The 20,598-nt window shown below is 36.5% G+C and carries 20 protein-coding genes and 1 pseudogene; 19 read left to right on the top strand and 2 right to left on the bottom strand.

Annotated elements, in window-relative coordinates; all coding sequences use genetic code 11:
• Positions 1-153: 153 nt before the first annotated feature.
• From H344_RS0100495 to H344_RS20930, 7 genes and pseudogenes are all read left to right on the top strand, one after another.
• The gene (locus H344_RS0100495) at positions 154-1,254 is read left to right on the top strand and encodes an acyloxyacyl hydrolase (RefSeq protein WP_026808486.1); all 1,101 of its coding nucleotides are present in this window, start codon (positions 154-156) and stop codon (positions 1,252-1,254) included.
• Between the two features lie 13 nt (positions 1,255-1,267).
• Positions 1,268-2,047 (top strand): head GIN domain-containing protein, encoded by a 780-nt coding sequence (locus H344_RS0100490; protein ID WP_051253984.1) that lies wholly within the window; start codon positions 1,268-1,270, stop codon positions 2,045-2,047.
• Positions 2,048-2,201: 154 nt separating this feature from the next.
• A pseudogene (locus tag H344_RS19475) lies at positions 2,202-3,272 on the top strand (serine hydrolase domain-containing protein).
• A gap of 203 nt (positions 3,273-3,475) precedes the next feature.
• The gene (locus H344_RS0100480; RefSeq protein WP_026808484.1) at positions 3,476-3,988 is read left to right on the top strand and encodes a hypothetical protein; all 513 of its coding nucleotides are present in this window, start codon (positions 3,476-3,478) and stop codon (positions 3,986-3,988) included.
• Positions 3,989-4,140: 152 nt separating this feature from the next.
• A complete protein-coding gene (locus H344_RS0100475) occupies positions 4,141-4,950 on the top strand; it encodes a 3-keto-disaccharide hydrolase (RefSeq protein ID WP_026808483.1) in 810 nt (269 codons plus the stop codon).
• A 113-nt stretch (positions 4,951-5,063) separates the two neighbouring features.
• Entirely contained in the window at positions 5,064-6,401 is a 1,338-nt protein-coding gene (locus tag H344_RS0100470) for a Gfo/Idh/MocA family protein (protein WP_026808482.1), read from the top strand.
• Positions 6,402-6,583: 182 nt separating this feature from the next.
• Complete coding sequence (locus tag H344_RS20930) at positions 6,584-7,015, top strand: BLUF domain-containing protein (RefSeq protein ID WP_051253982.1); 432 nt, start codon at positions 6,584-6,586, stop codon at positions 7,013-7,015.
• Positions 7,016-7,107: 92 nt separating this feature from the next.
• On the opposite strand, the gene gldA is transcribed toward H344_RS20930, so the two are convergent.
• Complete coding sequence (gldA, locus tag H344_RS0100460) at positions 7,108-8,004, bottom strand: gliding motility-associated ABC transporter ATP-binding subunit GldA (protein WP_026808481.1); 897 nt, start codon at positions 8,002-8,004, stop codon at positions 7,108-7,110.
• A 436-nt stretch (positions 8,005-8,440) separates the two neighbouring features.
• Here gldA and H344_RS0100450 point away from each other — a divergent pair, with 436 nt between their 5' ends.
• The 12 genes from H344_RS0100450 to H344_RS0100395 all read left to right on the top strand — a co-directional run bounded on the left by H344_RS0100450 (position 8,441) and on the right by H344_RS0100395 (position 20,276).
• On the top strand, positions 8,441-9,271 hold the full coding sequence (locus H344_RS0100450) for a prephenate dehydratase (RefSeq protein WP_026808480.1): 831 nt from the start codon (positions 8,441-8,443) through the stop codon (positions 9,269-9,271).
• Complete coding sequence (locus H344_RS0100445) at positions 9,268-10,410, top strand: pyridoxal phosphate-dependent aminotransferase (protein WP_026808479.1); 1,143 nt, start codon at positions 9,268-9,270, stop codon at positions 10,408-10,410. The genes H344_RS0100450 and H344_RS0100445 overlap by 4 nt, the downstream gene beginning before the upstream one ends.
• Positions 10,411-10,495: 85 nt before the next feature.
• The gene (locus H344_RS0100440; protein ID WP_026808478.1) at positions 10,496-11,353 is read left to right on the top strand and encodes a prephenate dehydrogenase; all 858 of its coding nucleotides are present in this window, start codon (positions 10,496-10,498) and stop codon (positions 11,351-11,353) included.
• A gap of 11 nt (positions 11,354-11,364) precedes the next feature.
• Positions 11,365-12,447, top strand: a complete 1,083-nt coding sequence (locus H344_RS0100435) for a bifunctional 3-deoxy-7-phosphoheptulonate synthase/chorismate mutase type II (RefSeq protein ID WP_026808477.1) — start codon at positions 11,365-11,367, stop codon at positions 12,445-12,447.
• Positions 12,448-12,746: 299 nt separating this feature from the next.
• Positions 12,747-13,427 (top strand): head GIN domain-containing protein, encoded by a 681-nt coding sequence (locus tag H344_RS0100430; protein ID WP_034255906.1) that lies wholly within the window; start codon positions 12,747-12,749, stop codon positions 13,425-13,427.
• 331 nt (positions 13,428-13,758) lie between these two features.
• On the top strand, positions 13,759-14,712 hold the full coding sequence (gene rsgA, locus H344_RS0100425; protein WP_026808475.1) for a ribosome small subunit-dependent GTPase A: 954 nt from the start codon (positions 13,759-13,761) through the stop codon (positions 14,710-14,712).
• On the top strand, positions 14,709-15,161 hold the full coding sequence (gene dtd / locus H344_RS0100420; RefSeq protein ID WP_026808474.1) for a D-aminoacyl-tRNA deacylase: 453 nt from the start codon (positions 14,709-14,711) through the stop codon (positions 15,159-15,161). Before rsgA ends, dtd begins: the two co-directional genes overlap by 4 nt.
• A 70-nt stretch (positions 15,162-15,231) precedes the next feature.
• A complete protein-coding gene (locus H344_RS0100415; protein WP_026808473.1) occupies positions 15,232-15,558 on the top strand; it encodes a nucleotide pyrophosphohydrolase in 327 nt (108 codons plus the stop codon).
• Positions 15,559-15,638: 80 nt separating this feature from the next.
• Positions 15,639-16,865, top strand: coding sequence for a 3-phosphoshikimate 1-carboxyvinyltransferase (locus tag H344_RS0100410; RefSeq protein ID WP_026808472.1), 1,227 nt, complete (start codon positions 15,639-15,641; stop codon positions 16,863-16,865).
• A 99-nt stretch (positions 16,866-16,964) separates the two neighbouring features.
• Positions 16,965-18,014 (top strand): tRNA preQ1(34) S-adenosylmethionine ribosyltransferase-isomerase QueA, encoded by a 1,050-nt coding sequence (queA, locus tag H344_RS0100405; RefSeq protein ID WP_026808471.1) that lies wholly within the window; start codon positions 16,965-16,967, stop codon positions 18,012-18,014.
• 95 nt (positions 18,015-18,109) lie between these two features.
• Entirely contained in the window at positions 18,110-19,150 is a 1,041-nt protein-coding gene (rlmN, locus tag H344_RS0100400; RefSeq protein ID WP_205667105.1) for a 23S rRNA (adenine(2503)-C(2))-methyltransferase RlmN, read from the top strand.
• 190 nt (positions 19,151-19,340) lie between these two features.
• The gene (locus tag H344_RS0100395) at positions 19,341-20,276 is read left to right on the top strand and encodes a polyprenyl synthetase family protein (RefSeq protein WP_051253980.1); all 936 of its coding nucleotides are present in this window, start codon (positions 19,341-19,343) and stop codon (positions 20,274-20,276) included.
• Between the two features lie 17 nt (positions 20,277-20,293).
• Here the strand turns inward: H344_RS0100395 and H344_RS19465 are convergent, their stop codons facing one another.
• On the bottom strand, positions 20,294-20,572 hold the full coding sequence (locus H344_RS19465) for a zinc-ribbon domain-containing protein (RefSeq protein ID WP_051253977.1): 279 nt from the start codon (positions 20,570-20,572) through the stop codon (positions 20,294-20,296).
• Between the last annotated feature and the right edge of the window lie 26 nt (positions 20,573-20,598).

Below are 20,598 nucleotides of genomic sequence, written 5' to 3'. Positions count from 1 at the left end.
CCGCTGAATAGGTATTGCCATATTTGGAAATAGCACTCATATTTTTTTTTACAACCCCTGGATAAGTCCGGGGGTTTAGGTTTTAATTAAGGAGCTAAAGCTGAGTATGTAATAAAAGAGGTTCTTTTTAAATTTTCCCTACATTTGCTATTCATGAAACTACGCTTTTTTCTAATATGCTGTCTTTGGACGGCATTTTGCATTTCACAGGACGGGAAGGATGCCAAGAAATATACCTTGGATATTAGCCAATTTTATGGATCTGTACTCTTGCATAATAATTATATCTCTCACTTAATAACTTCCCATCCAGGCGGACTCATAGCAAGCTTTAATCGTAAGACTTATGGGGATAAGGAGTGGCATCAACTATTTAATTATCCCGATACTGGGGTTTCTTTTGTCTATCAAAATATGAACAATAGCACCTTGGGGGAAAATTTTGGGATATATGCACATTATAATTTTTACTTCTTAAATAGAAACCTTCAATTTAGGTTAGGGCAGGGTATAGCTTACAATTCCAATCCATTTGATAAGAATCATAATTTTAGGAATAATGCCTATGGAACGCATTTATTAAGTTCTACCTACCTGATGTTGAACTATCATAAGGAGAATATTATTGATGGGCTAGGGTTTAAAGCTGGATTGTCTTTAATCCATTATTCTAATGCAAATGTAAAAGCGCCCAATACCTCTACTAATACTTTAGCGTTAAATGTTGGGCTTACCTACGATTTAGATGGAGGCTTGGAGAAAGAGTATATAAAAACAGAAAAAAGGGAGAAGGTGACCGAGCCAGTGAAATTAAATATGGCCTTTAGAACTGGTATAAATGAGAGTGATATAGTAGGGTCTGGTCAGTTTCCGTTTTATATATTTTCTGCTTATGCCGATAAACGGTTTAGTAGGTTGAGTGCCTTGCAATTGGGGGCCGATCTTTACTTTTCAAACTTTTTAAAAGAATTAATACGATATAGGTCTATTTCCTTTCCAGAGTATGGCGTTAAGGCTACGGATGATTATAAGCGTGTTGGAGTGTTTGTAGGACATGAATTGTTTATCAATAAAATGTCGATTATCTCCCAGTTGGGTTATTATTTCTATTATCCGTTTGATTTTGAAGGAAGGGTCTATAATAGGATTGGACTTAAACGATATTTTTCGGATAAAATTTATGGAGCTATTACGTTAAAATCGCACGGTGCCAAAGCCGAAGCTGTAGAATTCGGAGTAGGAATAAGATTGTGATAGGTGTACTGATATGAAGAATTTAAATATAGTCGATTTTATAAAATTAGGGCTGCTTATGTTTCTGCCATTGCTATTGTGGAACTGCAATAGTGAAAGTGCCCCTGATTGCTTTCAGAATGCAGGAACTATTACCAAGGAAACAATAGAAGTACCCAATTTTACAAAAATTACCGTCTTTGAAAATGTTAAGCTAACCATTAAACAGGGAGAAGAAACCAAAGTAGAAGTAGAAACTGGGAAATATCTACGTAATGATGTATCCGTTACTGTAGAGGAAGGGCGTTTATTGCTTCGCGATACCAATTCCTGTAATTTTACTCGTAAATATGGGCTTACCCATGTGTTTGTTACGGTGCCTAATATTACAGAAATAAGAAGCAGTACTGGTCTTGCTATTAAAAGCGATGGGGTTTTATCCTTTCCTAATTTGGCGTTAATATCGGAGAATTTTAACAATCCGGAAGCTAAATTTACTAGTGGGGAATTTATTTTAAATCTAGATTCCAATAAAGTAAATATTATCTCTAACGGGATGGCATATTTTAATTTAAGAGGGAAAACTATTAGTTTTAATATCATGTTTGCTGCTGGTGATTCGCGCTTGGATGCCGAGAAATTATTGGTAGAAAATATTAGTGTTAATCATAGAGGTTCTAATGATATGCGAATTAATCCCCAAGCCTCTTTAAAAGGGGTGTTGCGTGGCACTGGAGATGTTGTTAGTTTTAATAGACCAGCTATTGTAGATGTGGAGCAATTGTATAAAGGAAGGCTTATCTTTATGGAATGAGATAGGGGTAAGTGATGTAAACCTTGACTAGTCCTTGTTTTATGATTGTTGTTTAGAACTACTCTTGCATGGAATTAAGAAGTCTGATTTAAAATATTGCCACTTTAATTTTGGTAGATGAGTCTGAGATTATCGAATAAAGTATCTGTTGCCAATGAAACCCATTCTTAAATACATGCAAGATTTATTAGCTTCCCGTAGGGTGGTAGGTAAAGATGAGCAATTATCTGGGATGTTGAAAGCAGATCAATTATTACAACAGTTGATCGATAATAAAAGGGTTCCGGGCTTGGCAATTAGTGTCCGTAAGAATAACCAAGTATATTTTCTAAAAGGGTATGGGTTTTCTAATGTGGAGCAACAGATACCTGTACATCCTCAGGAAACTATTTTTAGGGTGGCTAGTGTTTCTAAACCAATTGCAGCTACTGCCTTGGCAGTTATGGTAGGGGAAGGGTAAATAGATTTGGATGCTTCTTTTTACAAATATATTCCCTATTACCCCATTAAAAAATATGATTTTACAATTCGTCAATTGGCGGGTCACACCGCTGGAATTAGAGGCTATAAGGGAATAGAATACGGATTAAATATTCCCATGGGAATTAAAGAGAGTTTAAAGATATTTAAAGATGACCCCTTAGTTTATAAGCCAGGAACCCAATACCTTTATACTAGTTATGATTGGGTTTTAATTTCTATGGCAATAGAAGAAATTAGTGGGGTTCCTTTTGCAGAATATGTGCAGGAAAAGGTGCTAACGCCTTTTGGGTTAAAGAATACTCTTCCAGAAGTTCCTGGGGAAGATATACCTAATTTATCGAGCTTCTATTCTAGGGGCAAATCAGGGTTTAGGGAGGCTATCCCCGTAGATAATCGTTATAAATTGGCTGGAGGTGGCTATCTGTCAACAGCGGATGATATCGCAAATTTTGGTCAAGCTTTTTTGGATCCGGCTGAAGCTGTAGTTCCAGATATGTCCCAGTTCCTTGCGTCATCTGTTATCGGAGGTAATTCTACCTATTATGGTTTGGGCTGGGAGGTAAGCGAAGATAAATTGGGTAGGCCTTATTTTGGTCATATTGGAAATGGGGTAGGTGGTTATGCCGTGTTTTATGTGTACCCAAAAGAAAATATGGTCTTTTCTATTCTTGCAAACTGTACTAACCCAAGAATTCAAGAAACATTGGAAGAAGTGGTATCTCTGTTGATTGGAGGTAAGTAATGTTAAAATATCCCCCATGCATTTTTCTTCCTTAGAATCATCATAACTCCGATGTAATCACTTTTTAATATGGGGCATGTTTAAATAAAATTAAGTGTTGTGAGAGTAAAATAGAAGATGTGAGAAGTTGCCTTTTAGAACTTCCCTAAATTTATTAGCTTTAATGCTACTATATAAATTCTTGGCCGCTTAAAACAAACTAAATGAAAAATACGCTTACCTATATCTTATTGGTGTTAATGCTTTTTGGTACTAAAACGTTGGTTGCACAAGAAAACTTTTCGCAGAAATTAAATGCAGATGAAATTACAACTCAGAAGGGAGAAGTTAAGTTTCTCGCTCAAGTAGATCGTAGTCTTTTAATGATGGAGAAAGCAGCGAAAGAATTGCAGGTAAAAGGAGTAGCGGTAATGGCATTTGTTCCGGGAGAAGAGATAAAAAGTATAGTCTCTAAAATGAAAGTTGTGGGGGCTCTAGCTAATGATCGTATAAATTATTTAGCGGTTGCCAATTCTAAGATTGCAGAAATGACAACTACTCTTACACACAGTGGTAGTACAATAAGAAAACCTCTTATTGGTGAAACTGGATGGCGCGGTGGCCTTATAAAGAAAGTGGCTTCGGGCTATATTTTGGTTTCGTTTTCTGGCGGGTCGGAAGACCAGGATGTAATAATATCCAATGCTGGATTAACGGGGATGGAAGACACTTTTTAATAGTAGTTAGTTAGATAACTAATATGACAATATTTCGCCTTTTATTGGTGTGGAACGGTGTATCGCCATTAAAAATAATTTTAACCAAAACATAGGTTAGGTTTTTGGGGTAAATTATTTATCTTCATAGCTTAGTTAAATTAAAAGAAAAAATGAAAAAAACTATTGCTCTTTTTGTCTTCGCACTTGCGATGACTTCATGTAAAATGAATCAGAAATCAGATGCGGAAAAAGTAACCGATTCAGAAAAATCTACAGCAACAACCGATGCCGAGGAATGGATTTATCTTTTTGACGGGACCTCTACTGAGGGATGGCGTGCCTATAATGGTGATGCATTACCTCCTGGTTGGACCATTAAAGATAGTACCTTAACCTTCGATACCGAGTTGGGAATGGAACAGGATTATACTGGGGGTACTGATATTATCTATGGTGCGGAAGAATTTGACAATTTTGAATTGTATTTGGAATGGAAACTACCAAAAGGCGGGAATAGTGGAATCTTTTATCACTTAAAGGAAAATATGCCTAACGAAGGGCCAGCAACTATTTCGCCTGAATATCAGTTAATTGATGATGAGAACTATGCCTCCATTCACGATCTTACTGAATACAATTTAAGCTTGGGGAATACCGAAAATCCAGAAAAGTTACAACCGTTACAGCAGACTGCTTCAGATTATGCAATGCACGCTGCAGACCCTTCAAAAAAAGTATTGAACCCTGTAGGGGAATGGAACACTACCAAAATAGTATTTACTCCAGAGAAAGTAGAGCATTGGCTTAACGGTCAGAAAGTATTGTCTTTTGTTCCCTGGTCCGATGATTGGTACGAGAGAAAAAATTCAGGGAAATGGAAAGATGCCGAAAACTATGGTCGTTTTAAAACCGGCTATATAGGTTTACAAGATCACTCTAGCCCTATATGGTTTAAGAATATAAAAATTAAAAAATTATAACTACCACTTTAGGTTCTTCCAAATAGCCTAAACCTATGTTTAGCTAATTCAAAGAAATTGGAATAGAGGCATAGGTTTAGACTATTATGAAAAGCCAATAATTAAAACAAGAAATGAAAAAAAGAGACTTTCTAAAAAGTACTGCGGCATTGGGATTAACCGCCCTTTTACCAACTTCAATTTGGGCCATGTCTAAAAATGGTCGATTACGGACAGCTCATATAGGGGTAAGCAATATGGGAGGAGCAGATTTAGCTGCTATTTCTTCACATCCGTTAGTAGATGTAGTTGCCTTATGTGATGTGGATTCTAATGCACTTGCACAGGCCAAAAAATTACATCCTAATGCAGCTACCTATAAGGACTATAGGGTGATGTTAAAAGAGATGAAGAGTGGTATTGATGCGGTTATTGTATCTACTCCAGATCATACCCACGCTCCAGCTTCTATGATGGCTATGGATATGGGTAAACCTGTTTACTGTCAGAAACCTTTAACCCATCACGTGGTAGAAGCTAGAGCTATGCGCAAAAAGGCGAAAGAGAAGAATCTAGTAACCCAAATGGGGATTCAGGTACATTCTTTTTACGACTATAAATTGGCGACCTTGTTAATACAATCTGGAATCATTGGAAAAGTAAGTACGGTTAGGGCTTGGTCCCCAAAAAACTGGGGATATGATGGTCCAGAACCAAAAGGCTCAGATCCAGTTCCTGAGAATTTAGATTGGAACCTGTGGTTAGGGACTTCTGCAGAACGACCTTACAAAGAAGGGTACTACCACCCAGGAAATTGGAGAAAATTACTAGATTACGGTTGTGGTACCTTGGGAGATATGGGAGTGCATATTTTTGACACCCCTTACAATGCGTTGCAATTGGATGTTCCCATGACCATTACCAATAAATGTAGGAAACCTAATGGATTTGGTTTCCCAGAGAAAAATACGGTTACTTATACCTTCCCGGAAACTCCATATACTACTGAAACTTTAAAATGGGTTTGGTATGATGGTGTAGGTGCTCCAGAAAAACATAAGGATCTTGAACTGCCTAATAACGAAAAATTGCCAGAACAAGGAGCAATGTTTATAGGTGAAAAAGGTAGGTTATTACTGCCTCACTTTATGGAACTTCCAAGGCATATTGTAGATGGGAAATATCAGGAACTCGATCTTTCTGTTATTAAGGAATCTGATAATTTGGGAGAACCTGTTAAGAGTTATGACGAAGAAGGAGAAAAGCATTATCATGAATTTGTAGATGCTTGCTTAGGAAAGGCAGAGTGTAGTGCGCCTTTTGACTATTCAGCCCGACTTACAGAAACGATATTGTTGGGGGTAATAGCCGGTCGTTTCCCAAATAAAACTTTACATTGGGATAGTAAGGCTGCTAAATTCTCGGAAGAAGAGGCTAATCAATATCTAGATGCTCCTTATCGGGATTTTTAGAAGTTAGTATGAAAATAAATCTCAAAAGCTTGGTATGTTCCTTAAAAGGGAGTCTGCCAGGCTTTTTAATTTTAGGTGATAATGGTGAGTAAAGGGAAATGTTTAATATTCAAAATGTGAGCTGATAGCGAAATTTAGAAATCTATAAAATTTATTATTGTAAATTACAGGAAATAAAATCGATGTATCAACTCTCCTATCAGTCTAATGCTAATGAATCTATTTCATCGGGTGATATTCAATCTATATTAGAAACCGCAAGAAAGCGGAACAAAGAATTAGGTATAACTGGTTGTTTAGTCTTTCATAATTCCTGCTTTGTTCAAATTCTCGAGGGCAAAAAGAAACATGTGAAATCTGTATTCCAGGATATAAAAGGAGACAAAAGACATTGCAATGTTAAGTTGCTATGGAAAGGAAAAGTTGAAGAGCGAGGTTTTAATGATTGGAGTATGGGGTATTATGATTCTACTAATGAAGGTGCAAATAGTGCAGATGTAAAGGTATTTGAGCAAAATTTAATAATGCTTTCGGAACTTTCACAATCTTCTTCAGCGACTGTGAGTATGTTTTGGGTAAGGGTAAGAAAACTGATGTTAGGGGGTGGATGTTAACCCTAAGTAGTTTTTTAGTTTTAATACCTCTTTGTATGCAGCTACTATAATTCTTAAGAATAGTTAATTAACAGTCATAATTTTAATAGTGTCTAACCTTGTGTTAGTTCGGTAAAAAGGCTTTCTAAATTTTTATTTTTTCTGCTGAGTTGCAATGTTTTTAATTGGTTGTCGTAGGCAAAATCGAATACTGTTGATCGCATATCCTTCTGAGTGTCAAAGGTAATTTCATATACAAACCCACCTGTGTTTTTTACGACTGTAGCGTGATCCAAATTCTTTAGGAAGGCTTCTTCTACCCTGAAATCGAACTCAACCACCAAGACTTGCTTTTCTTCCTTTCGCAGTTCTGCAAGTGTTTTATCGGCAACAATATTTCCTTTATTAATAATTAAAACTCTATCGCATACGGCTTCTACCTCTTTCATAATATGAGTAGATAATAGAATGGTTTTATCCTTGCCTATTTCCCTTATTAGATTTCTAATATCTAACAATTGGTTAGGATCTAGACCTGTGGTAGGTTCATCTAATATAAGTACCTCAGGGTCGTGTAATAATGCCGCTGCTAAGCCTACCCTTTGGCGGTATCCTTTGGAGAGTTGTCCTATTTTTTTATGGGCTTCTGGTGTTAATCCGGTTTGTTCAATAACTTTTGCAATTCTTTCTTTACCCACCTTGTATACAGAGGCATTAAATCCCAGATATTCCTTTACGTACATATCTAGATAAAGCGGATTGTGCTCAGGAAGGTACCCTATGCTTTTTTGCACCTTTTTAGGGTCTTCCAATACATTGTAGGAATTCACCTCTGCATCACCTTGATCTGGTGTGTAGTAAGTGGTTAGAATTTTCATCAAGGTGGATTTACCAGCGCCATTGGGGCCTAAAAATCCCACAACCTCTCCTTTGTTTATAGTAAATGAGACATTCTGTAATACGGTTTGATCACCAAAGGATTTTATAATATTTTTTGCAACAATGGACATAGGTAACTTTTTATCAAAAATAAGGTAAATTAGGTAATCTGTCTTTTATTGTTCCTTTTAGATGAGTCAAATTCTTATTAAAATCGGTGTAGGGAGAAGGGAAGCTTATGACTAACAGTACTTTGTGGGTAAGATATTCGTAATCTAGTTGAGGTTTATGGGTTGATTCTTTAAATTGATCAGTGTGAAATTACAGATTATAAAAAAATAATAATTTTTAGGGGAAGTTTTGGAATTAATTATTACATTAGCCCAAGTTTTAAATAAAATGACAAAGCAATATTTCTGGAACGGTTTCTATTTTTACTTCTTTTTTCAAAGAGGCATGGGGCTGTTCTAGCATATTTTAAATGTATATATAGATAAAAGTCCCGTGTAAAATGGGGCTTTTTTTTTGGATAAAATTGAGATAAATCGCTCTAGGAGAATTAAATAAATGGAGTTAAAAATAGCAATACAAGGTATAAAGGGTTCCAATCATCATCAGGTGGCAAAGAACTATTTTGGTGATGATGTAACGTACTTGGAATGTCATTCCTTTGATTATTTAGTAGATCAATTACTGCAGAAAACCGCCGATACTGGGGTGATGGCTATTGAAAATTCCATTGCAGGATCTATTATCCCTAATTATGCACTTGTTTACAGTAATAACTTGCATATTATAGGGGAGCAATACCTAAACATTCACCATAATTTAATGGTTTTAAAAGGCCAGACTATGGATGATGTTAAAGAGGTGCATTCTCACCCAATGGCTTTGTTACAGTGTAAGGAATTCTTTAAGGATTATAGTCATATTAAATTGGTAGAAGATGTTGATACAGCTGAAACCGCCAAAAGAATCCAAGAAAATCAATTAACAGGTATTGCTGCAATTGCACCAAAGGTAGCTGCAGAGCTCTATAGTTTAGATATTATTCACAGTAATATTCAAACTATTAAGGATAATTCTACGCGGTTTATTATTGTTAAAACACAGAATAAAGTATGGCCTAAGGAAGAGATTAACAAAGCATCCATTCGTTTTCTTACAGATCATAAGAGAGGTAGCTTGGCCACAGTCTTAAATGTAATGAGCGATTGTAATTTAAACCTGACCAAGATTCAATCCTTGCCGGTTATAGAAATGCCTTGGAAATACTCCTTTTTTGTGGATGTAACCTTTGAAGAGTATCAACATTTTGAAAAAGCAAAATCCCTCCTTGGAATCATGGCAGAAGAATTTAAAGTATTGGGGGAGTATAAAAAAGCCAAAAGAATATGAAAATTGCAGATAGATTAAGTACGGTGGAAGAATACTACTTCTCTAAAAAATTGAGGGAAGTAAGGGGATTAATGGCAGAAGGGAGACCAGTAATTAACATGGGAATAGGGAGTCCGGATATGGCACCTTCCCAAGAAGTTTTAAATGCTGTTACGGAGGCAATAGCCCATGATGGTGCGCACCAGTATCAAAGTTATCAGGGGTTGCCCGAACTAAGGGAAGCTTTCACTCAATTTTATAAGAGTAGGTTTAATGTGACTATAAATTCACAGACCGAAGTTTTGCCCTTAATGGGATCTAAAGAAGGCATCATGCACATAAGTATGGCTTTTTTAAATAAGGGTGATGAAGCATTAATTCCTAACCCTGGTTATCCTACCTATACTTCGGTGACCAAATTGGTAGAGGCGGTACCTAGGTATTATGACCTTAAAGAAACTAATGGATGGTTTCCAAATATTGAGGCATTAGAGGAGCAAGATCTATCTAAGGTAAAAATAATGTGGACTAGTTATCCTCATATGCCAACAGGAGCTACAGCAACTGTTGCTCAATTGGAGGAGTTGGTTGCCTTTGCAAAAAGAAATCAAATTCTATTGGTAAACGATAACCCTTATAGTTTTGTCCTTAACGAAAATCCTATCAGTATTTTGGGAATAGATGGTGCAAAAGATGTAGCCCTAGAATTAAACTCCCTTAGTAAGACCTTTAATATGGCGGGTTGGAGAGTAGGTATGGTACTTGGGAATGCAGAACATATTGACGCTATATTAAAAGTGAAAAGCAATATGGATTCTGGAATGTTCTACGGAATCCAAAAAGGAGCTATAGCTGCTTTAAATAGTGATGATGCATGGTTTCAGGAGCTCAGTAGGGTGTATAGCAAGAGAAGAGAACTCATATACGAGTTGGCGGATAAATTGAATTGTGAATACGATAGGAATGCCGTAGGAATGTTTGTTTGGGCTAAACTGCCAAACGGGATATCTTCTGCAGAAAAGTTTATTGATGAGGTGCTTTACGATAAAAATATATTTATTACCCCAGGAACCATATTTGGTAGTAATGGGGAGGGATATATTAGGTTTTCCCTTTGCGTAAAGGCCGATAAAATAAAAGAGGCTATAGAAAGATTTTAAAATAATAAAAATAGATAAGACTGGTTTGTAAAAGTAGGGTGATGGAGTTCCAGTTTATTTTGTTGAGTATATAAGTAGTATAATTATGAATGTATTTATAATAGGGATAGGATTAATCGGAGGCTCTTTCGCGAGAGACATAAAAAAGGTGCTGCCCAATAGTCGTATTTTTGGAATAGACGCCAATCCTAATCATTTGGAAGAGGCCTTGTCTCTTTCCATAATTGATGAGAAAGCAGATTATAGTCAGCTTTCACAAGCAGACCTAGTAATTGTAAGTATTCCTGTGGACGTAATGGCTAGGGAGCTGCCACTTATTTTAGATGCTGTTCATGATGAGGCTATCGTAATGGATGCGGGGTCTACAAAATCGTTAATCTGTAAAACTTTGGAGAATCATGATAAAAGACGGAATTTTCTAGCTTGTCACCCCATTGCGGGAACTGAATTCTCTGGGCCCTCTGCGGCAATTGAAGGTTTGTACAAAGGGAAAACAAATATTATTTGTGAGATAGAGAAGACAGCTTTTAAATTACAGGAGCGCGCATTAGATCTGTTTCAGCAGTTGGGAATGCGAATTAGATATATGAATCCAGAGGCGCATGACAAACATATTGCTTATGTTTCCCATTTATCACATATCAGTTCTTTTATGTTAGGAAAGACGGTTATAGATAAAGAAAGAAATGAACGTGATATTTTTGACATGGCAGGGAGTGGATTTGAAAGCACGGTGCGATTGGCAAAAAGCTCGCCGGCCATGTGGACACCAATTTTTAAACAGAACAAGGAGAATGTTATTGAAACCTTGAGTGAATACATAGGGAATCTTGAAACTTTTAAACAAATGCTAGAAAAAGATAACTACGAAGGCATTTATGACGAAATGAATAATACCAATAAAATTAAGGGAATATTAAACGGAATACCACTAAATAAATAATGAGTATAGAAATGGAAAATTCAAAACAAATGAGAACTTGGTTGGACGATATGAAATTGGACCATCCATTAGTGATTGCCGGACCTTGTAGTGCGGAGACGGAAGAGCAAGTAATGAGAATTGCAAATGAGTTAAAGGACACCGATGTAAATTACTTTAGGGCTGGAATATGGAAGCCAAGGACTAGACCTGGTATGTTTGAGGGGGTAGGCGCACTAGGGCTAAAATGGTTGCAAAAAGTTAAAGAGGAAACCGGTTTAAAGACCGCTACCGAAGTGGCTAACAGAGCTCATGTAGAATTGGCTTTGGAGCATGATGTAGATTTACTATGGATTGGAGCACGTTCTACCGTGAGTCCATTTATCGTTCAGGAAATTGCGGATGCTTTGGAAGGAACAGATAAAATAGTATTAATTAAAAACCCAGTAAACCCAGATTTAGCGTTATGGTTAGGTGCTGTAGAGCGTTTACATTCCGCTAATATTAAAAATTTAGGGGTAATTCATAGAGGGTTCTCTACTTATGAGAAATCTAAATACAGAAATATCCCAGAATGGCAAATGGCTATTGAACTGCAGACTAAATTTCCAGACCTGCCAATAATCAACGATCCTTCTCATATTACTGGTAATAGAGATATGATTTTTGATGTTTCTCAAACCGCATTGGATCTTAATTTTGATGGGTTGATGATTGAAACACACTTTGATCCAGATAATGCTTGGAGTGATGCTGCTCAGCAAGTTACACCAGCAAGATTAATCCAGATTATGAGAGACCTTAAGATTAGAAAGGAGTCTAACGAAGAATTGGAATACCAGAACGACCTGAGTAATCTAAGAGCTCAGATAGATATAATTGATAATCAGGTGATCGATATTCTAGGAAAAAGAATGAAGGTTTCTGATAGCATTGGAGCCCTGAAAAAGCAAAAGAACGTTGCTGTGTTACAAAGTAACAGATGGAATGCTATTCTAGGGAATATGATATTAGAAGGAGAAGCTAGAGGATTGAGCGAAGAGTTTATTCTAAAAATGTTTAAAGCTATCCACCAAGAATCTATCAACCATCAAGAGAAGATTATTAACGGATAATGCTATAATTGTAAAATTTATATTCAATAAAACCCGCTTTATGCGGGTTTTATTGTTATTTGTTTTTAGTTTAAAGTGAGTCTTTCTGTGATAGAAAGTGCGGTTATCTTAAGAAGATAGGGAGGACTTTTCTTGGTAGTTTGACAAGGAATCTGCTGCGGGTAAGGGTTGTAATTCTTTTGAAAAAGTTAAATTTTTCCTTAATCAAGTGTAATAAACTAGGTTTTATGTCATCTTTAATGAAAATATTAAGAACATAGCCTGTCTAATAATAATTTTATAACTGATAAAAGAACAATATGAATTTAAAAAATGTAGTTGCTCTTGTAGCCTTGTTAGTGTCATTTACAATGATGTCTCAGCAAACATCTGAAAGAGCTGTTGGAGATTTTAATGAAATAAAAGTGTACGATTTAATTGAGGTGAAACTGGTTAAATCTGATGAAAATAAAGTAATAGTTAAAGGCGATAACGTGGACGATTTACAGGTGGTAAATAGAAACGGAACGCTTAGGGTGAAAATGGCAATCAATAAAAAATTCCATGGTGAAAATACCTTTGTTGAGGTTTATTATAAGGAGTTAGATGTGATTGATGCTAATGAAGGCGCTAGAATTACATCAGATGGAATCTTCGCTCAAAATTCTATAACCTTAAAGGCTCAGGAAGGTGCCAATATAAAGGTGGAGTTAGATGTAAGAAGAGTAGATTCTAGAGCGGTGACTGGTGGTATTATAGAAGCTTCAGGGGTCACGAAAAATCTTAATGTAGTGCTTACTACGGGTGGGATTTTCGGTGGCAGGCTACTGAAAAGCGAGGATGCTAACGTAAAAATTACCGCTGCAGGTGAGGCTGAGGTCTATGCTTCTGAAATTGTAGATGTACACATGAGAATAGGTGGTGATGTGCTTATTTATGGTAATCCAAAAGAGGTGAAACAGAATACTTTTGCAGGTGGGAGAGTGAAAGTGATGGACTAAAACAATTATATAGTCTGAAAGTACTTAGCGTTAACGCTATAGATTTTAGAATAATATTATTACTAAAACCCCAATTTCTTGGGGTTTTCTTATTTAATTTTTAGCTGTGATTGTAGTTTGCAAAGGTGAATTTAGGATTCTTAAAAACCATAATTAAGAAGTCACATTGATTAAATACTTTAAATCATCATTTTGTATATCTGACGATAAATAGATTTAAAAACTTATGTGCTTATATAAATTGGGGTTTAAGGTGCTGATCGTTATATAGTAGCAAGTGGATTTGTTAAACTAAAGTTGTTTCTTTGCAAAACAAAAGACGAATGTATACATGGAGGGAACCGTTTATAAATCTACTGGCAGTTGGTATATTGTAAAGACCAAAGAAGGAGTATTCTATAACTGTAGGATTAAAGGAAGATTCCGACTAAAAGGAATAAAGAGTACAAATCCTATTGCGGTAGGGGATGTGGTGATTTTTGAGGAGGATCCTTCTGCTGAGGAGGCGCAAGGGGTAATTACCGACATAAAGGATAGGAAGAATTATATTATTAGAAAATCGGTTAATCTTTCCAAGCAGACTCATATTATAGCGAGTAATTTAGACCAGGTGTTCCTAATGGTAACCCTTAATAACCCTACTACTTTCACCACTTTTATAGATCGTTTTTTGGTTACAGCAGAGGCTTATAACATCCCAGTGATTTTACTTTTCAATAAAATTGACACCTATAGTTCCGAAGAGCTAGATGAAATAAGGTATTTGGCGGCTCTTTATAGGGATATTGGGTATAAATGTATAGGTATATCTGCTGCTAGCGGTAAAAATGTGGATCAGGTTAAAGAATTGATGTTAGGTAAGACTAGTATGTTCTCTGGACATTCTGGGGTGGGTAAATCTACTTTGGTCAATGCTATTGAGCCAGAGTTAAATTTAAAAACTAAAGATATATCCACTCAACACTTACAGGGTCAACATACCACTACTTTTGCAGAAATGTTCGATCTAAGTATGGGAGCACAAATAATAGATACTCCCGGAATTAAAGGTTTTGGGATAGTAGATATGGAAAAGGAAGAGATAGGCGGTTATTTCCCAGAATTCTTTAAGCTGCAAGGTGAATGTAGGTTTAATAATTGCTTGCATGTAGATGAGCCTCAATGTGCTGTGAAGGAAGCCTTAGAAAAGGATCTGGTAGCTTGGAGTAGGTATAAAAGTTATTTGCAAATGATCTCGGGAGAGGACGAGAATTACAGAACAGATATTTACGGAGAAAAAAAATGAGAGCAGTAATACAAAGAGTAGCACAAGCGAGTGTTACCGTGGAAGGAGAATTAATATCAGAGATATCTAATGGGCTTTTAGTCCTTTTAGGGATTGAAGAAACAGATGGAGAGGAAGATATTGTTTGGTTGTCTAAGAAAATAGCCAACCTAAGGATTTTTAATGATGAGGAAGGAGTTATGAATCAATCCTTATTACAACAAGATGGAGAGTTAATTGTAGTTAGTCAGTTTACCCTTCATGCTTCTACTAAAAAGGGAAACAGACCTAGTTATCTTAAGGCAGCCAAGCCAGATACTGCTGTCCCATTATATGAGGGCTTTATAGCTCAAATAGAAAAAGACTTAGGAAAAAAAGTAGGGACGGGAGTCTTTGGTGCAGATATGAAAGTGGCTTTGATAAATGATGGGCCAGTAACCATACAGATAGATACAAAGAATAAAGAATAAGGAACTGCATTCGCTATTCAGAGTAATTAATTTTGAGCGATAATGTAGTTTTAGTAAAAAAATCTAAATAATGAATATAAAAGACGCACAGTTAGCTGTAGATAATTGGATTAAGGCCCATGGGGTACGTTATTTTAACGAGCTTACCAATATGGCTCAACTCACTGAAGAGGTCGGAGAAGTGGCTCGTATCATTGCTAGGAGGTACGGAGAGCAAAGTGAAAAAGAATCGGATAAGGATAAAGATTTAGGGGAAGAATTGGCAGACGTACTTTTTGTGGTGCTATGTTTGGCAAATCAAACCGGCATCAATCTACAAGAGTCTTTTGACAAAAAATTAGATCTAAAGGCAACTAGAGATCATGAGCGTCATCACAGTAATGAAAAGCTGAAATAATAGTATATTTGTAGCTTATGCTTTTTGGATACGCTCCAAAAAACGAGAAAATTGGTACTATTATAAAAATCCCATAGAATTTGAAACTACATTTATCCGCCCCGTCTAGCTCATTGCTAAAAGCTACAGTAAAAATAACGGGTTCTAAAAGTGAATCTAATCGGCTATTACTATTACAGGCCCTTTATCCAACTATTTCTATAGAAAACCTTTCTAACTCCGATGATGCTGAGGTAATGGAAAAAGGCCTTCAGATAGAAAATGGAATAGTAGATATCCACCATGCAGGAACGGCAATGCGATTTTTGACAGCCTATTTTGCATCACAAGAGAATAAAGAAGTGGTATTGACGGGTTCTAAACGGATGACCGAAAGACCTATAAAGGTATTGGTAGATGCTTTAAAAGAATTGGGGGCAGATATTAGTTATGAAAATAACGAAGGCTACCCTCCAATAAAGGTGAAAGGGAAAAAAATAGTAAAAAATAAGGTAAGCTTACCTGCCAATATTAGTAGTCAGTATATATCTGCCTTGTTGTTGGTAGCGCCTAGTTTAGAGAATGGGATAGAACTAGAGTTGGTAGGGAAAATTACTTCTGTGCCTTATATAAAGATGACTTTGGGACTGCTTTCTCAGATTGGTGTAGAAAGCTCCTTTGAGGGTAATACTATTAAAGTGCTACCGCAAGAATCAATTCCAAGTTCCACCCAAGTAGTGGAATCGGATTGGAGTTCCGCGTCTTACTTTTACAGTATAGTTTCGCTTTGTGATGTAGGAACAGAAATTACATTGTCTTCCTATCGTAAAGATAGTCTACAAGGAGATAGTGTGCTAGCTGACATTTATACCAATTTTGGTGTGGAGACTACCTTTAATGGGCATGAAGTAATACTTCGCAAAACCACAGCAGTTGCCAACAAAGAAATTGAAATAGACCTTGCTAATGCCCCAGATATTGCTCAGACTATAGTAGTGAGCTGTTTTGGCCTAGGTATAGGGTGTCATCTAACAGGTCTGCATACGCTTAAAATTAAGGAAACAGATAGATTGGAAGCATTAAAGACGGAGTTAACAAAATTAGGGGCGCCTATTTCGGTTACCGATAAGACCTTAACACTTAGGCCGTCAAATCAAATAAATAAAAATATCGCCATTGACACCTATAATGACCATAGAATGGCTATGGCATTTGCTCCTTTAGCATTGAAAACCTCCCTATTTATTAATGATGCGGAGGTGGTTTCTAAATCGTATCCAGATTTTTGGAAGGATATGGAAAACTTAAATTTTCAAGTGAACAAGTAGCTGATTATGATTTAAATGCCGATTTACTTGACAACCGCTATGTCAACTTCGTATATTTGCATCCGCAAAAAGTTTAACTTTAAATAAGGTAAATACTAAATGAAATTATCGCACTTCAATTTTGATCTTCCAAGTGAATTATTGGCTGAGTATCCTGCAGAGAACAGGGACGAGTCCAAATTAATGGTGGTACATAGAGAAACTGGTAAAATAGAGCATAAGCTATTTAAAGACCTAATAGATTATTTTGATGAGGGCGATGTAATGGTGCTCAACAACACCAAAGTATTTCCTGCAAGATTATACGGAAACAAGGAAAAAACTGGCGCTAGGATAGAGGTTTTCTTATTGCGAGAGTTAAATGAAGAGCAAAGACTATGGGATGTTTTAGTAGATCCTGCTCGTAAAATTAGAATTGGTAATAAGTTGTACTTTGGGGAGGATGAATCTTTGGTAGCAGAGGTAATCGATAATACCACCTCTAGAGGAAGAACATTGAGATTCTTATATGACGGTTCCTATTTCGATTTTAGAGGAAAACTAAAGGAATTGGGAGAAACCCCATTGCCAAAATATATTAAGAGAATGGTGGAGCCTGAAGATGCAAAGCGTTACCAGACCATTTATGCTAAGCATGAAGGGGCTGTAGCGGCGCCAACTGCTGGCTTGCATTTCTCTAAGCACTTGTTAAAAAGATTAGAAATTAAAGGAATAGATTTCGCTGAGCTTACGCTACATGTAGGGTTAGGTACCTTTAACCCTGTAGAAGTAGAGGACCTTTCTAAGCATAAGATGGATAGTGAGGAGCTAGTTATTGATGAGAAGGCTACTGAGATTGTAAACAATGCTAAACTTCAAAAACGTAGAGTTTGTGCTGTAGGTACTACCGCTATGCGTGGATTGGAAAGTGCTGTTTCTACACAGCAGACACTGAATACGTTTAATGGTTGGACTAACAAATTTATTTTCCCACCATACGATTTTAGTATTGCCAATGCAATGGTGACCAATTTTCACTTGCCAAAATCTACACTTTTAATGATGGTATCTGCCTTTATGGGACACGACCTGATGAAAGAAGCGTATAAAGAGGCTGTTAAGGAAGGATATAAGTTTTATTCCTATGGGGATGCCATGCTGATTATATAACAGGCATTTAAATTATTCTGGAATCCCGTCCAAATGCAGAATTATCTGGATTGGCGGGATTCTTTTATTTAATCAATTACCTTTGTGCTGTGGAAATAGCTAAGAACAAAAAAGATATAAGAGCGTTTACTAAAGAACAGCTCAGAGAATTTTTCACCTCTCAAGGCGATCAGGCTTTTAGAGGCAATCAGGTCTATGAATGGCTTTGGCAAAAATCTGCTCATAGTTTTGAGGAAATGACCAATATATCTAAAGAAACTAGACAGTTGCTGGAAGATAATTTTGTGATTAATCACATTAAGGTAGATCAGATGCAACGTAGTAGTGATGGAACTATTAAGAATGCTGTTCGCCTTCATGATAACCTTGTTGTAGAATCGGTATTGATACCCACTAAAACAAGGACTACAGCTTGTGTGTCTAGCCAGGTCGGGTGTAGTCTAGACTGTAGGTTTTGTGCCACTTCTCGCCTTAAACGTATGAGGAATCTTAATCCGGATGAAATCTACGATCAGGTGGTAGCTATAGACAATGAAAGTAGGTTGTATTTTGATAGGCCTTTAACCAATATTGTTTTTATGGGGATGGGAGAGCCTTTAATGAATTATAAAAATGTATTAAAGGCCATAGATAAAATTACTTCCCCAGAAGGCTTAGGGATGTCTCCTAAAAGGATAACAGTTTCTACCTCTGGTGTCCCTAAAATGATTAGAAAAATGGCCGATGAAGAGGTTAGGTTTAATCTTGCGGTATCCTTGCACTCTGCAATAGATGAGATAAGAACCTCTATAATGCCTTTTAATGCTACTTTCACTCTAACTGATCTGAGGGCCGCATTGGAGTATTGGTACGAGAAAACTAAAAGTAGAATTACGTATGAGTATGTGGTTTGGGAAGGGATTAATGACAAGCAAAAAGATGTTGATGCTTTAGTTAATTTTTGCAAGTTTGCTCCTTCTAAAGTCAATTTAATAGAGTATAACCCTATTGATGACGGTGAATTTAGACAAGCCAGTAATAGTGCCATAGACTTGTATGTGAATATTCTAGAGAGAAATGGGATAATAGTTACCGTTCGTAGATCTCGCGGTAAGGATATAGATGCAGCCTGCGGGCAATTAGCCAATAAATCCTAAAGGGTATTGTAATTTTAGGAAAGTGGTTTTAAAATTACAAAAACAAGGTATATTATACTCTTATATTGGGAAAGGACTACCTTTTACTATTTTTTTTCCCTAATTTTACTGCTCTAAATCACCAAAAAATTATAGCCCTATCTACCCGTTAAAAATTGTATCCAAGATAAAGGAACCGATAAATGCGGAAATGGAACTTTTTGAGAAAAAGTTCTATGAATCCATGTCCTCTAAAGTGGCATTGCTTAATAGGATAACCTATTATATTGTTAACCGTAAGGGAAAGCAAATGCGCCCCATGTTTGTATTTCTAACAGCAAAGATGCTAAACAACGGGGAGGTAAATGAAAGGACTTACAGGGGTGCTGCAGTTATAGAGTTAATACATACAGCTACTCTCGTTCATGACGATGTGGTAGATGATAGTAATAAGCGCAGGGGGTTTTTCTCTATAAATGCATTGTGGAAAAACAAGATAGCCGTATTGGTTGGGGATTATCTCTTATCTAAAGGATTGTTGCTGTCTATAGATCATGGTGACTTTGACTTGTTACGGATTATTTCCGTTGCTGTTCGTGAAATGAGCGAAGGGGAATTGTTGCAGATAGAAAAAGCAAGACGTCTAGATATTACTGAAGACATTTATTACGATATCATCAGGCAAAAAACGGCTACTCTTATTGCTGCTTGTTGCAGTTTAGGAGCATGTGCTGTTAAGCCCGATTCTTCAGATGTGGAAACCTTTAGGAAGTTTGGAGAGCTTATTGGAATGGCTTTTCAGATTAAGGATGATTTGTTCGATTATGGAGAAGAGCGAATAGGGAAGCCTACTGGTATTGATATAAAAGAGCAGAAAATGACGCTGCCTTTAATATATGTGCTCAATCACTGCTCTAAAGAGGAAAGAAAATGGTTGATCAACTCCGTTAAAAATCACAACAAGGATAAAAAACGAGTGAAACAGGTAATCGCATTTGTAAAAGAAAACGGAGGCTTGGAATACGCGGTAAAGAAAATGTTGGCCTATAAGGAAGAGGCGTTAGCCTTATTGGAACCTTATCCAGATTCTGACTATAAAAATTCACTGATTTTAATGGTGAATTACGTGGTAGACAGAAAAAAATAATTCACTATATATTTATTTTAGGAATCACTCTTTAGCGTTAAGCGAATTTTCTCTGGACTAAATCCTTGCTGCTGTAAGACTTCAGTAAATTCATCTTCATAATAGCTTTTTTTGCAATGCGAACAACTAATGATTGTTGAGCTGCTAATTCTGAAAAGAGATATCCAAAAGAGATGAAAATAGGTGCTACTAGATACCGCTGTTAAAGTGTTTCGTTGTTCACAAAAAGGACAAGAAACATTATTGACTTGTTTGGAAGAAGCTTTTCCTGGTTTGGTTCCTAAAAATAAAATCATCGTTTACTTCTAAAGTTTTAAGGGAA

The organism is Arenibacter latericius DSM 15913 (assembly GCF_000424985.1).
GTDB classification, from domain to species: Bacteria; Bacteroidota; Bacteroidia; order Flavobacteriales; family Flavobacteriaceae; genus Arenibacter; species Arenibacter latericius.
Note: the sequence above shows the minus strand (reverse complement) of the source record. Positions and strands in the feature narration are given on the sequence as shown.

What these genes read in the sequence shown, in the direction of transcription:
- H344_RS0100495 (WP_026808486.1), top strand. Translation starts at nt 154, where the DNA reads ATGAAACTACGCTTTTTTCTAATATGCTGTCTTTGGACGGCATTTTGC.
- H344_RS0100490 (WP_051253984.1), top strand. Translation starts at nt 1,268, where the DNA reads ATGAAGAATTTAAATATAGTCGATTTTATAAAATTAGGGCTGCTTATG.
- H344_RS0100480 (WP_026808484.1), top strand. Translation starts at nt 3,476, where the DNA reads ATGAAAAATACGCTTACCTATATCTTATTGGTGTTAATGCTTTTTGGT.
- H344_RS0100475 (WP_026808483.1), top strand. Translation starts at nt 4,141, where the DNA reads ATGAAAAAAACTATTGCTCTTTTTGTCTTCGCACTTGCGATGACTTCA.
- H344_RS0100470 (WP_026808482.1), top strand. Translation starts at nt 5,064, where the DNA reads ATGAAAAAAAGAGACTTTCTAAAAAGTACTGCGGCATTGGGATTAACC.
- H344_RS20930 (WP_051253982.1), top strand. Translation starts at nt 6,584, where the DNA reads ATGTATCAACTCTCCTATCAGTCTAATGCTAATGAATCTATTTCATCG.
- gldA (WP_026808481.1), bottom strand. Translation starts at nt 8,004, where the DNA reads ATGTCCATTGTTGCAAAAAATATTATAAAATCCTTTGGTGATCAAACC.
- H344_RS0100450 (WP_026808480.1), top strand. Translation starts at nt 8,441, where the DNA reads ATGGAGTTAAAAATAGCAATACAAGGTATAAAGGGTTCCAATCATCAT.
- H344_RS0100445 (WP_026808479.1), top strand. Translation starts at nt 9,268, where the DNA reads ATGAAAATTGCAGATAGATTAAGTACGGTGGAAGAATACTACTTCTCT.
- H344_RS0100440 (WP_026808478.1), top strand. Translation starts at nt 10,496, where the DNA reads ATGAATGTATTTATAATAGGGATAGGATTAATCGGAGGCTCTTTCGCG.
- H344_RS0100435 (WP_026808477.1), top strand. Translation starts at nt 11,365, where the DNA reads ATGGAAAATTCAAAACAAATGAGAACTTGGTTGGACGATATGAAATTG.
- H344_RS0100430 (WP_034255906.1), top strand. Translation starts at nt 12,747, where the DNA reads ATGAATTTAAAAAATGTAGTTGCTCTTGTAGCCTTGTTAGTGTCATTT.
- rsgA (WP_026808475.1), top strand. Translation starts at nt 13,759, where the DNA reads ATGGAGGGAACCGTTTATAAATCTACTGGCAGTTGGTATATTGTAAAG.
- dtd (WP_026808474.1), top strand. Translation starts at nt 14,709, where the DNA reads ATGAGAGCAGTAATACAAAGAGTAGCACAAGCGAGTGTTACCGTGGAA.
- H344_RS0100415 (WP_026808473.1), top strand. Translation starts at nt 15,232, where the DNA reads ATGAATATAAAAGACGCACAGTTAGCTGTAGATAATTGGATTAAGGCC.
- queA (WP_026808471.1), top strand. Translation starts at nt 16,965, where the DNA reads ATGAAATTATCGCACTTCAATTTTGATCTTCCAAGTGAATTATTGGCT.
- H344_RS0100395 (WP_051253980.1), top strand. Translation starts at nt 19,341, where the DNA reads ATGGAACTTTTTGAGAAAAAGTTCTATGAATCCATGTCCTCTAAAGTG.
- H344_RS19465 (WP_051253977.1), bottom strand. Translation starts at nt 20,572, where the DNA reads ATGATTTTATTTTTAGGAACCAAACCAGGAAAAGCTTCTTCCAAACAA.